We start from the raw sequence: 14,601 nt of genomic DNA, 5'->3' as shown, positions 1-14,601 counted from the left end.
GCGCCCGGAGCTACGTTCGCCGCATGACGAAACTGGGAACCAGCGACCTGGACGTGGCGCCCCTCTGCCTGGGCGGCAACGTCTTCGGCTGGACCGCGGACGAGGAGACCTCGTTCGCGGTGCTCGACGGCTACACCGAGGCGGGCGGCGACTTCATCGACACGGCCGACGCCTACTCGGCGTGGGCCGAGGGCCACACCGGCGGCGAGTCCGAGACGGTCATCGGCCGGTGGCTCGCCCGGCGCGGCAACCGCGACCAGGTGGTCGTCGCCACCAAGGTCGGCATGCTCCGCGGCCTGGACGACCTGCGGGCGGGCACGATCGAGCGCGCCGCCGAGGACTCGCTGCGCCGCCTGGGCGTCGACCACATCGACCTGTACTACGCGCACCAGGACGACCCGGGCACCGACCAGGCGGAGACCCTGGCCGCGTTCGACGCGCTGGTCCGCAAGGGCAAGGTCCGGCACGTCGCCGCGTCCAACTACACCGCCGAACGCCTCACCTCGGCCATGGAGACCGCCGAACGCGAGAACCTCACCCCGTTCGTCGCCCTCCAGCAGGCCTACAACCTCGTCGACCGCTCCTACGAGGGCGAGCTCCGCGCGGCCGTCGAGTCGCACGGCCTCGCCACCGCGCCCTACTGGGGCCTGGCCAAGGGCTTCCTGACCGGCAAGTACCGCGAGGGCGTCGAGGTCGACAGCGTCCGCGCCAAGGCCGCCTCCCGGTACCTGGACGACCGCGGCCTGCGCATCCTCAAGGCCCTCGACGAGATCTCCGAGGCCCACGGCACCACCCAGTCGGCGGTGGCCCTCGCCTGGCTCGCGGCGCAGCCCACGGTGGCCGCCCCCATCGCGAGCGCCCGGACGAAAGAGCAGCTCAACGACCTGATCCCGGCGTTGACCCTCCGCCTCACCCAGGAGGACGTCGCCACCCTGAACTCCATTTAACCCACCAGTAGCTTACTGCCGGTAAGTTGGGTTACGGTGGCCTCCCCAGCCCTGAGGAGGTCACCGTGGACGTTGCGGGCAAGGTTGTCGTGGTCACCGGCGCGGCCAGGGGCATCGGCGCCGAAGTGGCGAGACGCCTGGCGGGCCGGGGCGCCAAACTGGCCCTGGTCGGCCTGGAAGCCGACCAGCTGCACCAGGTGGCCGCCGAGTGCGGCGGCCGGGCGTGGGAGGCGGACGTCACCGACCGGGAAGCCCTGGAGCGGACCATCGCCGGCGTCGTGGACCACTACGGCGGCATCGACGTCGTGGTGGCGAACGCGGGCATCGCCGCCACCGGTTTCATCCGCTCCATGGACCCGGACGCGTTCGAACGGGTCATCGAGGTCAACCTGCTGGGCGTCTGGCGCACGGTCCGCGCCTGCCTGCCGCACCTGGTCGCCAGCCGCGGCTACTGCCTGGTCGTCTCGTCACTGGCCGCGATCGTGCACATCCCCGGCAACGCCGCCTACTCGGCCGCGAAGGCGGGCTGCGAGGCGTTCGCCAACAGCCTGCGCGCCGAGGTGCGCCACCTGGGCGTCGACGTCGGCACCGCCTACTTCTCCTGGATCGCCACCGACATGGTCAACAGCGCCGACGAGCACCCGGTGTTCGGCCCCCTGCGCAACGGCATGCCCGGCCTGGCGAGCAAGAAGTACCCGGTCTCCGACGTGGGGAAAGCCGTGGTCAAGGGCATCGACCGCCGCGCGAGGTCGATCCACGTCCCCTCCTGGGTCGGCGGCCTCAAGCTGGTCCGCGCGCTCACCCCGAAGGTCGTCGAGCGGCAGGCGCGCAAACTGGTGCCCACCGCCGACCGCGAGATGGCGACCAACGACCTGTCAGGCCTGGTGGGCCCGGGCGGCACCGCCGCGAAGAAGCAAAACCCTTAAGGAACCCAGGCGCCCATCACCGTCTGCCACTCGTGCACGCGCGTCCCGGCGATCACCCCGGCGCGCGTGTACGGGTCGGCGTCCAGCACCTCCCGCAACGCGGCCTCGTCCGCCACCTCGTAGACCAGCAGCGCACCCGACTGGTCCGCCCAGGGCCCCGACACGAGCAGCACCCCGCGCTCGACGAGCCCCGCCAGGTACTCCCGGTGCGCCGGCCGAACCGCCAACCGCCCCTCCTGGTCCTCGCCGAACACCCACTCGACCGCGAACCGAGCCACCAGCCCACCTCCGTATGTCCAACGTCGCGCCGAAGCTACCCCCCAACCAGGTAACGTCATCCCCGTGGTCGGTCCGGATCAGAACAGCGGCGGCGTCGCACGCGTGCAGGACACCCTGACGAACCTGCGCATCCAGGACAGCAAGGCCCCGGCCCCCACAGGCCCGCTGACCCTGGAAGACCTCTACCGCCAGCACCGCATGCGCCTGGTGCGCCTGGCCCTCCTCCTGGTCGACGAACCGGCCACGGCCGAGGACGTGGTCCAGGAAGCCTTCACCGGCCTCCACCGCCACTGGTCCAACCTGCGCGACGCCCAAGCCGCCGTCGGCTACCTGCGAACCGCCGTCGTCAACGGCTCCCGCAGCGTCCTCCGCCGCCGCAAAACAGCCCGCGACTACACCCCGCCCCACGTGGCCAACGCCCGTTCGGCGGAAAGCCTGGCCATGCTCACCGCCGAGCACCAAGCCGTGGTGGCGGCCCTGTCCCAACTCCCCCCGCGCCAACGCGAAGTCCTGGTCCTCCGCTACTACGGCGACCTCTCCGAAGCCGAGATCGCCGAGGCCACGGGCATCTCCAAGGGCACCGTGAAGAGCACCGCCAGCCGCGCCCTGGACGCCCTCCAAAAGATCATGGCCAACCGCTGAGCCACCGAACCAGGCATCCCGAACGCAGAACTCACCCGTCCTGAACGTGGGACACGGTGGACCTGAACGTACGACTCGCGATGTCCCACCGGACGACTCGCGATGCCTGACTGGACGACACGCGATGTCCGACTGGAGGACACGCGGACTCTCGGGCTGACGCGCAGCGTCAGAGCGGTGCCGCGCTCGTCCTCTCCCGTATGGCCTGGGCGCAGCCCTACCGCGCTTGTCAAGGGGTCCGCACGCCCTTCGCGGACCCCTTGACAAGGGTGGTTGCCTCCGGCAGGCCATACGGGAGAGGACGAGCGTCCCGCCCCTCCCCCGGAGGCCTGCCCAGCGGCGAGCGACCGCCCGTGAACCCCGCCAACCCCCGCCAACCCCGGCCGACCACTGAGACCAAACCGTCTCGCCAGGACACCCAAACCAACCCAATCCGGCACTTGGTATAGACCAATGGTGGTCACATGCCGCAGTATCGGACCTCGTGGCGCGCACCAGACACGTAATCGCGGTGGACGTAGGCGGGACCGAAACCAAGGCGGCCTTGATCACCAGCACCCCCACCGGCACACCTCCCACCGCACCCAACACCGCACCTACCAGCAGCAGCACACCCACCGGCACCACCACCGGCAGCACCACCGGCACCCCCACCGCACCCGTCGTCCTCAAGCAGCAGCGCCGCCCCACCCGCCCCACCGGCGACGCCGTGATCGAGGACGTGTCCGCCCTGGTGGAAGACCTGCGCACCGCCACACCGCACCCCGTGGACGCGATCGGCCTGGTCGTCCCGGGCATCGTCGACGAACCGACCGGCACCGGCGTCTACTCCGCGAACCTGGGCTGGCGCGACTACCCGTTCACCAAGAGCCTCGAAGCCGCCACCAACACCCGCGTCGCCTTCGGCCACGACGTCCGCGCGGGCGGCCTGGCCGAACTCCGCCTGGGCAGCGCCAGGGACCTCCGCAACGCGGTGATCATGCCGATCGGCACCGGCATCGCCGCCGCCCTCGTCATCGACGGCCGCGTCACCGACGCCCCGGGCGAGGTCGGCCACGTCGACGTGGGCCACCCCGACCCGTGCGGTTGCGGCCAAACCGGTTGCGTCGAGGCCCGCGCGAGCAGCGCCGCCATCGCCCGCCGCTACGCCCAGCGCGCGAAAGTGCCGGTCAACGGGGCCGCCGAGGTCGCCGAGCGCCTCCGAGCGGGCGACCCGGACGCGAAGGTCGTCTGGGACGAGGCGGTTGACGCCCTGGCAAGGGGCATCCTGCTGGTGGCGGCCCTGCTCGGCCCGGAAGCGGTGGTGCTGGGCGGAGGCCTGGCACTGGCGGGCCCGCTGCTGACCGATCCGCTCGGCCAACGCCTGGACGAGCTGGTCACGTTCCAGCGGCGCCCGGAACTGCGGCCTGCCGCGTTGGGCGACGAGGCCGGTTGCCTCGGCGCGGCGCTGCTGGCCATCGACATGCTGGAGGAGACATGAGCACGTGGGGTGGACCGGTGGACGTGACCCTGACCGGTGGTCGGGTCGTCACGCCCGACGGGGTGCTCGACCAGGGCTGGGTCGCGGTGCGCGACGGCCTGATCGCGGCCGTCGGCGAGGGCGCGCACCCGGACGGGCCGACGACCGACCTGGGCGGGGGCTGGGTGGTCCCGGGTTTCGTGGACATCCACTGCCACGGCGGCGGCGGTGAGGCGTTCACCAGCGCCGATCCCGACCGGGTGAGCAAGGCGGCCAACGCGCACCGCAAGCACGGCACGACCACGCTCCTCGCGAGCCTGGTGTCCCGCCCGATCCCGGAGCTGGCCGGCCAGGTCTCGGCGCTGTCGGAACTCGTCCGCGACGGCGTCCTCGCGGGCATCCACCTGGAGGGGCCCTTCCTGTCCGCCGCCCGCTGCGGCGCGCACGACCCCGCCATCCTCTGCCCGCCCGACCGCCGGTCGATCGACCGGCTGCTCGACGCCGGCGGCGGCACGGTCAAGATGATCACCGTCGCGCCGGAGCTCGACCACGGCGTCGACGCGGTCCGCCACCTCGTCGACAACGATGTCCTGGCCGCGATCGGGCACACGGACGCCACCGAGGCGCAGATCCGCCCGGCGGTCGAGGCGGGCGCGAGCGTCGCCACGCACCTGTTCAACGGCATGAGGCCGCTGCACCACCGCGAGCCGGGCCCGATCGGCGCGCTCCTCGACGACGAGCGCGTCACCGTCGAGCTGATCTGCGACCTGGTGCACCTGCACCCCACGGCCGTCCGCCTGGCCGCGCGGCACGCCGGCCCGAACCGCACCGTCCTGGTCACCGACGCCATCGCCGCCGCCGGCGTGGGCGACGGCGTCTACGACGTGGGCGGCCTGGAGGTCCGCGTGGTGGACGGCGTCCCCACGCTGGCCGGCGGCGCCTCCCTCGCGGGCAGCACGCTCACCATGGACGCGGCCTTCCGCAACGCCGTCACGTCGTGCGGCCTGACCGTCGTCGAGGCGGTGCACGCCACCGCCACCCGGCCGGCGCGCCTGCTCGGCCTGGAGCACCGCACCGGCCGCCTCGAAGCGGGCCTCAGCGCCGACGTCGTCGTCCTGGACGCCGACCTCAGGCCACGCGAGGTGATGAGCCGAGGGGCGTGGGTGAAAGACTGACCGCGTGTCGGACGACCCCGAGAAGCTGGTGGCCGAGGCCCTGCGCGCCCAGGCCACCAGCTCCGGCGCGCACAACCTCCTCCCGGTGCCGGCCACCGGGGTGGCGCCCACCGGGGAATCGACCCCGGGGGACCCGGACACCGACCGCACGCCCGGCACCCGCCCCACCGGCACGGCCTGGCTCCTGCTCCTCGCCACCCTGCTGGGCCTGGCCTCCGGCACGGTCGTGGCCGTGATGACCCTCAGGTGACCTGCCCAGGGCCCCCACCTCAGGCACCCCACCCCGGACACCCGGCCCCAGGCCCCCACCCCCGAACGAGCACCGCTCAGGTTGCGGGCGAAGACTCCTCTCAGGTGAGCCCTGTACCGTGTCCGCCGTGACAGTCGCGCCCACCTCCACGATTGCCCTCGGCCCGGACTGGCTCAACCCGGAGGTCCTGCTCTCAGGACTCGGGCCCTACATGCTGGTCGGCCTGTGCTTCATCGTCTTCGCCGAGTGCGGCCTGCTGGTCGGCTTCTTCCTGCCCGGCGACTCCCTGCTGTTCACCGCGGGCATGTTCGTGGCCACCGGTCTGCTGGACTACCCGCTGTGGCTGGTGTGCGTGCTGCTCACGGCGTGCGCGATGCTCGGCAACGTGGTCGGCTACTGGATCGGCTACCGGGCCGGACCCGCCCTGTTCAGCAAGCCCGACTCGAAGATCTTCAAGAAGGAGTACGTCGACAAGACGGAGGAGTTCTTCGAGAAGTACGGGGCGCGCGCGATCGTCATGGCCCGGTTCGTGCCCATCGTGCGCACGTTCATCACCGCCATGGCGGGCGTCGGCCGCATGGACCAGCGCAAGTACTTCACGTACTCCTTCATCGGCGGCATCGCGTGGGCCGCGGGCCTCACCGTCCTCGGCTACTTCCTCGGGAAGATCCCGTTCGTGCGGGAGAACATCGAGATGATGCTGATCCTGATCGTGCTGCTCTCGGTCGTCCCGATCATCATCGAGGTCATCAAGGCGAAGCGGGAGAAGAAGTCCCTGCTCGCCCAGGAGGCGCAGGACATCACCGAGGTCATCGACCGCGTGGACGACCTGATCGACGACTCGGCCGTCACGCAGCAGATGAAGCGCCTGGACTGAAGCCCTCGGCACGACTGCGACGCGATCAGCACAGCCGGGACGCGATCAGCACGACTGCGACGCCGATCAGCACAGCTCGAACATGGACCCGGGGTTGAACAGGCGCCCCGGGTCCAGCGCTTCCTTGATCCCCCGGTGCACCCGCAGCCCCACCGGCCCGATCTCGCGCGCCAGCCACTCCCGCTTGATCTTCCCGATCCCGTGCTCGCCGGTCACCGTCCCGCCGAGCGCGAGCCCCAGGCCCAGGATCTCGTCGAACGCCCGCCGCGCCCGTGCGAACTCGTCCTCGGACGACGGGTCGTAGACGATCGTCGGGTGCATGTTGCCGTCGCCGGCGTGGCCGACCACGGCGACCTTCAGCCCCACCTCGGCGGCGATCCGCTCGCACCCGGCGATGAGGTCGGCGATCCTGGTCCGCGGCACGCACACGTCGTCGGTCAGCCACGCGCCGTAGACCTCCAGGGCGGTCAGCACGACCCGTCGCGCGGCCAGCAGGTCACGTCCCTCCGCCAGGTCCTCGGTCGCGTAGACCAGGTCCGCGCCGGCCTCGACGCACGCCCGCTCGATCGCCGCCAGCTCCCGCCGGGCGGCCTCGCCGCCCGAGTCCGACTGGCACAGCAGCAGCGCCCCGTCCGCGCCCAGGTCCGTCTTGAGGTACTGCTCGACGGCCCGGATGGAGGTGCGGTCCATGATCTCCATCAGCGACGGCACGACGCCCTCGGCGACCACCCGGCTGACCGCGGCGCCAGCCGCCGCCGTGCCGCCGAACGCGGCCACCAGCGTCGCCGGCGCCTGCGGCAGCGGACGCAGCGCCAGGGTCGCCCGGGTGATGACGCCCAGCGTGCCCTCGCTGCCGACGAACAGCCTGGTCAGGTCGTACCCGGCGACGCCCTTGACGGTCCGGCGGCCGGTCCGCAGCAGCTCGCCGTCGGCGAGGACCACCTCCAGCCCGAGCACGGAGTCCGTGGTGACCCCGTACTTCACGCAGCACAGCCCGCCCGCGTTGGTGGACAGGTTGCCGCCGATCGTGCACCAGTCGTAGCTGGACGGGTCGGGCGGGTAGAACAGCCCGTGCGCCTCCACCGCGCCGCGCAGGTCGAGGTTGACCACGCCGGGTTCGACCACGGCCAGCCGGTTGCCCGGGTCGACCTCCAGGATCGCGTTCATCTTCGTCGTGGCCAGCACCACGCAGCCCTCGACCGCGTTCGCCGCCCCCGACAGCCCGCTCCCGGCCCCGCGCGGCACGATCGGCGTGCCGGCCCGCCCGCACGCCCGGACCACGGCCTGGACCTGCTCGGTCGAGGTCGGCAGCACGACGGCCAGCGGTCTCCCGAACGGGGCCAGCGGCATCATGTCCCGCTGGTAGCCCGCGGTGACGTCGACATCGGTCAGCACGCCGTCGGCGCCGACGGCGGCGCGGAGCTCGGCCAGCAACGACCCCATCCGCCCACGCTAACCCGCTTTCCGCACCGACTCCAGTGCGTGCCCGGCCGACCACTCCGCGTCCCGCGAACCCGCCGCCGACACCACCGCGCCCGCGCTCGTCCCCTCCCCGACGCGAACCTTTCGACGAGCCGTTGTCCCGGAGTCGTCCGGGGAACGCCGCGCGCCCACGTACCCTGCACACGTGGTGTTGTCCGCATCGTCCGGAGCGATCGCGCTCGGCTCGCTTGATTCCGCAGGTCCCACGGCCGTGTGGCTCATCACGCTGAGCTTCATCTTCATCGAGTGCGCGTTCGTGTTCGGCCTGTTCCTGCCCGGCGACTCGTTGCTGTTCGCCGCCGGCGTCGTGCTCGCCTCGCACGACAGCGAGGTGTCGGCCTGGCTGCTGTCGGTGGCCGCGCTGGTCGTCGCCGTCGTCGGCAACCAGATCGGCTACTACATCGGCCGGCACACCGGCACCCGCCTGCTGGCCCGCCGCGGTGGCAAGGTGCTCAACAAGGAGAACCTGGCCAAGGCCCGCGACTTCCTCGACCGGCGCGGCTTCTGGGCCATCGTGCTGGCCCGCTGGATACCGTGGGTGCGCACGCTGGCCCCGATGATCGCGGGCGCGGCGCGCATGGACCCGAAGCGGTTCATGCTGGCCACGACGATCGGCGCGATCGCGTGGGTGCCGACCCTGGTGCTCGCCGGCTACTACGGCGCGGGCCTGCTGGCCGCGGTGCCGTGGCTGGAGACCGTCGCGGTCGTGGCGAGCGTCGCGTTCTTCGTCGTCGGCACGGCCTTCGGCCTGCACCGCTACCGGCAGGAGATGAAGAAGCCGGTCGAGGAGGAGGAGACCGCCGCCCGCTAGGTCACCCCGGCGCCAGGTCACCCCGGCGCTAGGTCACGTCGGTGATCAGCAGGTCCGCGGCCGACTTCGACGCGTTCACCATGAGCGCGTTGACGTGGTCGGTGCCGTGCAGCACGCGCTCCCGCGCGTCCTCGACCGACCGCCCGTACCGGACGTGCCGGTCGATCAGCCGCGACACGCGCAGGTCCTCGTCGATCATCAGGAACCACGCCTCGTCGAGCACGACCCGCACGCGCTTCCACTTGTCGTACTGCATCAGCAGGTAGTTGCCCTCGGTGACGACCAGCGGCACGCCCGGGTCGACCCGCACCGCGCACGCGACCGGCTCCTCGATCTCGCGGCGGAACTCCGGCGCGTACACCACGTCCGGCCCGCACGCCTTGAGCCTGGCCAGCAGGTCGACGTAGCCGGGGATGTCGAACGTGTCCGGCGCGCCCTTGCGGTCGGCGACGCCCAGTCGCTCCAGCTCGCGCTGCGCGAGGTGGAACCCGTCCATCTCGACCAGCACGGCGTCCTGCCCGAGCGCGGCGACCAGTCGCCGCGCCAGCGTCGACTTGCCGGAGCCCGGCGCGCCGCCGATGCCGAGCAGCTTGCGCTCGCCGGTGTCCACGAGCACCCGCGCCCGGTCGACCAGCTCGTCGAACCTCACCGCCTGTCCCGCCACCGTCCCAGCTCCTCCACCCAATCCCACGCGGTGTTGCGCACGCGCACCGCCGCGACCTCGTTGGCCCAGCGGACGGCGTCGGCCGTCTCGTCGCCCCGGGCGACCGCCACCGCCAGCGCGCCGTGCCACACGTCGCCCGCGCCGTTGGTGTCGCGCACCTCGACAACAGGTACCGGTTGCGAGCCGGTGGCACCACCGCGCGACCAGGTGACGGGGCGCGGGCCGTGCGTCCGGATCACCAGCGGCACGCCCCGGTCGTGCACCTCGCGCTCCGACAGCTCGAAGCCCTCCGCGCACGCCGCGACGTCCACCAGCGGCAGCAGGTCGTCGAGCACAGGTTTCCAGCTCCCCGCGTCGAGCACCACGGGCACGCCCCTCCGCCTCGCCAGGCGCGCCGCCGCCAGCGCCAGCGGACCCAGGTGACCGTCCACCAGCACCACGTCCGCCTCACCCACCGCGGCGCCCACTTCCGCGTGCACCTCCGCGTCCACCGATCCGTCGCCGGCCGCCCCGTCGAACCCCGCCGCGTTGCGCGAGACCACGGTCCGCTCGCCGTCGCGCTCCCGCACCACCACCATGCTCAGCGCCGGCCCGCCCGCCCCGACCGACCGCACCTCCACCGGCCGCAGCCGTTCCCGGGCGAACCCGCCGAGCTCACCGCCCAACGAGGTCAGCAGCACCGCCCGGTGCCCCAGCGCGGCCACCGCGCGCGCCGCGTTCGCCGCCGGACCGCCCGGCGCCAGGTCGACGCCCAGCGACTGCACCTTCTGCCCCGGCAGGGGGAACTCGGCCACCAGCTGGCTGACGTCCACCGTGGTCAGCCCGACACACAGCACGGAAACCACGTTCCGACCTCCTACCAGGTAAAGTGCGGCACGCAATCGCTTGCGCAGCTCAGACGGGGACGGCTCCATGGTCACCATGCGGGAGGTCGCCGGTCTCGCCGGCGTCTCCATCACCACGGTCTCACACGTGATCAACGAGACCAGGCCGGTCGCGCCGGACACCAGGGACCGGGTGCTGAAGGCGATCGAGGAGACCGGCTACACCGGCGACGCCATCGCGCGCTCGCTGGTCACCGGCGGCACGAAGTCGCTGGGGCTCGCGGTGTCGCTGGTGTCGCACCCGTACTTCGCCGAGCTGATCGCGGCGATCGAGAGCGAGGCGACCCGCGCCGGCTACACCCTGGTGCTGATCAACACCCGGGGCGACGCCGAGAGCGAGCAGGCCGCCGTGCGGATGCTGCGGTCGCGCCGGGTGGACGGGGTGCTGCTGACGCCCACGTCCGGTTCGGCGGCGCTGCCCGAGCTGCGCCGGCTCGACGTGCCGACGGTGCTGGTGGACCGGCTCACGGTGGCGCAGGACACCGACCAGGTCGGCCCGGAGAACGTGCAGGCCACGTCGACCCTGGTCCGGCACCTGGCGGACCTGGGGCACCGGCGGATCGGCCTGGTGTCCGGCACGCCCGGCCTCGCCACCACCGACGAGCGGGTGCTCGGCTACCGGCTGGGCCTCGGCCGGGCCGGGCTGGCGTGGGACGAGGCGCTGGTGCGGCCGTCCCTGGAGCCGCTGCTCGGGCAGGTGAGCGGGGTGGTGGTGAACGACCACCACGTGCTGGTCGACGTGCTGCGCACGGCCCGCGCGCACGGCCTGCGGATCGGCTCGGACCTGGCCCTGGTGACCTACGACGAGGTGGAGTGGGCCGAACTGGTCGAGCCGCCGCTGACCACGATGGCGCAGCCGGTGGAGGAGATCGGCCGGACCGCCGTGCGGTTGCTGCTGGCGCGCATCGAGGAGCCGGACCGGGCGCCCGAGACGATCCGGCTGCCGCCGACGCTGCGGCACCGCCGGTCGTGCGGCTGCCACGAGTAGGGCTTCCCGCCGACCCCGCCCCCGCCCCCAGGCCCACCCCGCCCTCGACCCGACCTCGACTCGCCCCTCCAGCGCTCCAGCCCTCCCGGCCCGCTACCGCCCCGGCGCCATCCCGTTGCGCTCCAACAACGCCGCGGCCTCCACCGCCATCCACCCCCCCAACTGCACGGACAGGTCCCGCTCGGGCCGCGTCCACCCGCGTCCCCGCTCCCACCCGTGGCCGGGCGGCCGGTCGCCCTCGGGCGGGCACGCGCGCTCGCTCCACTCCGGACCGAACAGCGGCCCGCCGACCACCGCGGCCCGGTTCGCCCACACCGCCTCGGCGGAGGAGAACACCAGGTCCGCCGCGCGGGCCGCCTCCGGCCGGTCCAGCCGCAGCGCCGCCTGCGCGAGGTACCGGGTGAGGATCCCGCCGAACAGCCCGCCGTCACCGCCGCCGTGCCCGCGCAGCACGCCGTCGACCGCGAGGTGCTCGTCCACGGCGCGGATGATCCGCGCGGCCTCGTCGTCGTACGCGTCGCCCACCTCCACGCACGCGCCGAGCACCACGCCCTGGCAGTAGGTGTAGAAGTTCTTCTCGACCTCCCGCACCGAGCCGTCGGGGTGGACGTGCAGCCCGTCCCACAGCAGCCCGGTGTCCCGGTCGCGCAGGCGCCCCTCGACCCAGTCCAGGATGGACCGGGCCCGCCCGAGGTCGGCCGGCGTGCCGAGGCGGGCGAAGAAGATGGCCGCCGGGCCGTTGGCGGGCACGTTCTTGAAGTCGTCGTCGCGCTTCCACCAGATGCCGCCGCCGCCGTGGTCGGTCCAGCCGTCGCGGAGGCGTCGCGCGATCGCCGCGACGGCGCGGGGCCGGGCGACCCCGACCTCCCGCTCGGCGCGCAGCAGCGCCAGGCCCAGCCACGCGACGTCGTCGTAGTAGTCGTTGGTCCACCCGACGAGGTTGCGCAGGCGGATGCCGCGCACGAGCCGCCGCACCAGCGCCGCGCGGGCGCCGCCGGGCGAGCGGAGCTGGGCGTCGAGCACGCAGTCGAGCAGGTGCGCCTGCCACCAGTAGTTGAACCGGACGTGCAGGCGGTCGCGCGGGCCGGCGGGCCACGAGACCGCGCCGAGCGCGGTGCCCGGCAGCCCCCAGACGCGGCGCAGGTGCCTGGACTCGACGGCACGTTCCGCGACCGCGGCGCGCGCGGCGAGGAGGTTCGGTGTGGTCACGTGCCCAGAGTGCCAACTGAATCGGTCAAGAAGCTCGCCGGTCCGGGACCCCCACCGGTCAGCGCGGCCGCCGGAACAGCTCCCAGTGGTAGAGGGCCATGGCGACGCTCGTGGTGAGGTTGTAGCTGGACACCAGCGGCCGCATCGGCAGGGACACGACCAGGTCGGCCCGCGCCCGCACCGCGTCCGACAGGCCGTGGCGCTCGGACCCGAAGGCCAGCACGGCGTCGTCCGGGATCCGCTGGTCCCGCAGGTCCGCCCCGCCGGCGTCGAAGGCGACGACCCGCCCCTCGACCTCGTCCACGCCGCCCAGCCGCCGCACCGGCAGCGCGAAGTGCAGGCCGGCGCTGCCGCGCAGCACGGTGGGGTGCCACGGGTCGACGTCGCCCAGGGACACCACGCCCCCGGCGCCGAGCCCGGCGGCGACCCTGATCACCGCGCCGAAGTTGCCCAGGTTGCGCGGGTTGTCGAGCAGCACCAGCGGCGCGCCCGCCACCCGCTCCGCCGCACCCGCCCGTCCCGCGTGCCCCGCCTGCTCAGGCTGCCCTGCCGGCCCCGCGTGCCCCGCCTGCTCAGCGGGTCGTTCGGCGATCCCCGCGACCCCCGTGGGGTGGGACCGCCCGATCCTCCGGGCGAACTCGCCCGCGTCGACGACCTCGGCGCGCCGCTCGAACTCGCCCACCACATCAGGCGCGTGCGACCGCGCGAGCCCCAGCGCCCGCTCCAGGTCCAGCACCACCACGGACCGCACCCGCGCGCCGAACCGCAGCGCGTGCTTGACCGCGTGGAAACCCTCCAGGACGACCTGCCCGCCCACAACACCCCCGGTCTCGAACGACCGGGCCATGGTAGGCCGGTTCAGCGGTAGGCCTCGGCGCCCCGCGACGCGCGCTGCCCGGCGCGCCGCCTGAGGTAGAGGCCGACCCAGGAGCCGAGCACGACGAGCGCGACCAGCACCTGCACGGGGCGTGCCGCGGAGTCGGGGTAGAGGACGCCGTCGATGTAGGTGTCGATGAACCCGACGGCCAGCGGCTCCTGCCCGGCGGCCTCGCGGAAGGTGTTCTCCAGCCAGGTCAGCGGGCAGGCGATCGGGAACAGCACGACCAGCAGCCCCCACGTGGCCATCGCCGCGTGGAAGTAGACGACCTTCGGCCAACGCCAGGCCAGGAAGCCGCCCACCACCAGGAATCCCAGGACCCCGAAGTGCACCACCATGACCAGTTCGGCTAATCCGCGCGCCACCATAGGGACCTCCCTGCCCCCAGGGTAGGCCCGGGGACGATCACGCGTTGGGGAATTCCCGGTTACCGGACGCCCGTCAGCCCCTGGGCAGCGACTGCCAGGGCACGTTGCCCGCCACGTCCAGCAGCAGGTCGGCCAGCACCGGCAGCGGTGCGCCCACCAGCGGTCCGGGCACGGCGGCGGCCAGGGTGTGCTCGTCGAAGGCGATGGCCACGCCGTTGGCCCGCGGGTCGTGCAGCAGCGCGTGCGCCAGGCCGGAGCCGAGCAGGGCGGTGGCGAACGCGGGGTTCTTGCGGCGCACCTCGTAGCGGGCGTCGAACACCGGGTCCCCGGTGACCGTGAACTGCTCGAACAGGCCCCACGCGCTGTCGTTGCGCGGGCTGATCAGCACCCAGGGCCCGGGCATCGGCCGCGGCACGACCACGACCGAGTAGGACCGGTACCCCGCGGTCACCGCGTTGTCGGTGCGCAGCACCACCTCGACCGCCAGCACGGGCGCCCCGCGCCAGTGCCCGACCAGCTGGAACTTCACCCGGCTGCGGTCGGCCTCCAGCATCCGGCCGATCTGCGGCACTCGTTCCTGGAACCCCTGGTCCTCGGCGACGAACCGCCACCCCAGGGACGCCTCCAGCGCCCGCATCCGCTGTTCCCACTCGTTCACGAACCGCTGGTCCGTGAACGGGTTCCGCTTCCGGCGCGACAACCCCGCGGCGACCCCGACACCGAGGATCGCCAAGATCACCAGGAGCAGGACCAGCGAGACCAT

At 73.0% G+C, this 14,601-nt stretch carries 17 protein-coding genes; 9 read left to right on the top strand and 8 right to left on the bottom strand.

Annotated features, from left to right (window positions below):
* Positions 1-23: 23 nt before the first annotated feature.
* Complete coding sequence (locus ABD223_RS04960; RefSeq protein WP_344034632.1) at positions 24-947, top strand: aldo/keto reductase; 924 nt, start codon at positions 24-26, stop codon at positions 945-947.
* A 65-nt stretch (positions 948-1,012) separates the two neighbouring features.
* Positions 1,013-1,873 carry an SDR family oxidoreductase gene (locus tag ABD223_RS04955; protein WP_344034631.1) on the top strand — a complete coding sequence of 287 codons (861 nt, stop codon included), beginning with the start codon at positions 1,013-1,015 and terminating at the stop codon, positions 1,871-1,873.
* Here ABD223_RS04955 and ABD223_RS04950 read toward each other — a convergent pair.
* Positions 1,870-2,151: a YciI family protein gene (locus ABD223_RS04950; protein ID WP_344034630.1), complete on the bottom strand. Its 282-nt coding sequence runs from the start codon at positions 2,149-2,151 to the stop codon at positions 1,870-1,872. The two genes, ABD223_RS04955 and ABD223_RS04950, sit on opposite strands and share 4 nt — an antisense overlap.
* Positions 2,152-2,215: 64 nt before the next feature.
* Between ABD223_RS04950 and ABD223_RS04945 the strand changes: the two genes are divergently transcribed.
* The 5 genes from ABD223_RS04945 (at position 2,216) to ABD223_RS04925 (ending at position 6,555) form a co-directional block, all read left to right on the top strand.
* A complete protein-coding gene (locus ABD223_RS04945; RefSeq protein ID WP_344034629.1) occupies positions 2,216-2,794 on the top strand; it encodes a SigE family RNA polymerase sigma factor in 579 nt (192 codons plus the stop codon).
* Between the two features lie 544 nt (positions 2,795-3,338).
* Positions 3,339-4,274, top strand: coding sequence for an ROK family protein (locus ABD223_RS04940; RefSeq protein ID WP_344034628.1), 936 nt, complete (start codon positions 3,339-3,341; stop codon positions 4,272-4,274).
* On the top strand, positions 4,271-5,428 hold the full coding sequence (gene nagA, locus ABD223_RS04935; RefSeq protein ID WP_344034627.1) for an N-acetylglucosamine-6-phosphate deacetylase: 1,158 nt from the start codon (positions 4,271-4,273) through the stop codon (positions 5,426-5,428). Before ABD223_RS04940 ends, nagA begins: the two co-directional genes overlap by 4 nt.
* A gap of 4 nt (positions 5,429-5,432) precedes the next feature.
* Positions 5,433-5,678 (top strand): hypothetical protein, encoded by a 246-nt coding sequence (locus tag ABD223_RS04930; protein WP_344034626.1) that lies wholly within the window; start codon positions 5,433-5,435, stop codon positions 5,676-5,678.
* Between the two features lie 118 nt (positions 5,679-5,796).
* The gene (locus tag ABD223_RS04925; protein ID WP_344034625.1) at positions 5,797-6,555 is read left to right on the top strand and encodes a DedA family protein; all 759 of its coding nucleotides are present in this window, start codon (positions 5,797-5,799) and stop codon (positions 6,553-6,555) included.
* Positions 6,556-6,621: 66 nt separating this feature from the next.
* Here ABD223_RS04925 and ABD223_RS04920 read toward each other — a convergent pair whose 3' ends face one another.
* The gene (locus ABD223_RS04920; RefSeq protein WP_344034624.1) at positions 6,622-7,998 is read right to left on the bottom strand and encodes an FAD-binding oxidoreductase; all 1,377 of its coding nucleotides are present in this window, start codon (positions 7,996-7,998) and stop codon (positions 6,622-6,624) included.
* A gap of 184 nt (positions 7,999-8,182) precedes the next feature.
* Here ABD223_RS04920 and ABD223_RS04915 point away from each other — a divergent pair, with 184 nt between their 5' ends.
* Positions 8,183-8,848: a DedA family protein gene (locus tag ABD223_RS04915; RefSeq protein WP_344034623.1), complete on the top strand. Its 666-nt coding sequence runs from the start codon at positions 8,183-8,185 to the stop codon at positions 8,846-8,848.
* Between the two features lie 28 nt (positions 8,849-8,876).
* Here ABD223_RS04915 and ABD223_RS04910 read toward each other — a convergent pair whose 3' ends face one another.
* Entirely contained in the window at positions 8,877-9,512 is a 636-nt protein-coding gene (locus ABD223_RS04910; RefSeq protein WP_344034622.1) for a nucleoside/nucleotide kinase family protein, read from the bottom strand.
* On the bottom strand, positions 9,494-10,348 hold the full coding sequence (locus tag ABD223_RS04905; protein ID WP_344034741.1) for a PfkB family carbohydrate kinase: 855 nt from the start codon (positions 10,346-10,348) through the stop codon (positions 9,494-9,496). Before ABD223_RS04905 ends, ABD223_RS04910 begins: the two co-directional genes overlap by 19 nt.
* Before the next feature lie 76 nt (positions 10,349-10,424).
* Between ABD223_RS04905 and ABD223_RS04900 the strand changes: the two genes are divergently transcribed.
* Entirely contained in the window at positions 10,425-11,384 is a 960-nt protein-coding gene (locus tag ABD223_RS04900; protein WP_344034621.1) for a LacI family DNA-binding transcriptional regulator, read from the top strand.
* A 93-nt stretch (positions 11,385-11,477) separates the two neighbouring features.
* On the opposite strand, the gene ABD223_RS04895 is transcribed toward ABD223_RS04900, so the two are convergent.
* From ABD223_RS04895 to ABD223_RS04880, 4 genes are all read right to left on the bottom strand, one after another.
* Positions 11,478-12,593 carry a glycoside hydrolase family 76 protein gene (locus tag ABD223_RS04895; RefSeq protein ID WP_344034620.1) on the bottom strand — a complete coding sequence of 372 codons (1,116 nt, stop codon included), beginning with the start codon at positions 12,591-12,593 and terminating at the stop codon, positions 11,478-11,480.
* Between the two features lie 58 nt (positions 12,594-12,651).
* Entirely contained in the window at positions 12,652-13,440 is a 789-nt protein-coding gene (locus ABD223_RS04890) for a TrmH family RNA methyltransferase (RefSeq protein WP_344034619.1), read from the bottom strand.
* 11 nt (positions 13,441-13,451) lie between these two features.
* On the bottom strand, positions 13,452-13,838 hold the full coding sequence (locus ABD223_RS04885; protein WP_344034618.1) for a DUF2784 domain-containing protein: 387 nt from the start codon (positions 13,836-13,838) through the stop codon (positions 13,452-13,454).
* A gap of 73 nt (positions 13,839-13,911) precedes the next feature.
* Positions 13,912-14,601 carry a hypothetical protein gene (locus ABD223_RS04880; protein WP_344034617.1) on the bottom strand — a complete coding sequence of 230 codons (690 nt, stop codon included), beginning with the start codon at positions 14,599-14,601 and terminating at the stop codon, positions 13,912-13,914.

This window comes from Saccharothrix xinjiangensis, from assembly GCF_039527585.1.
Lineage (GTDB): Bacteria > Actinomycetota > Actinomycetes > Mycobacteriales > Pseudonocardiaceae > Actinosynnema > Actinosynnema xinjiangensis.
This window is presented reverse-complemented; position numbering and strand designations above follow the sequence as displayed.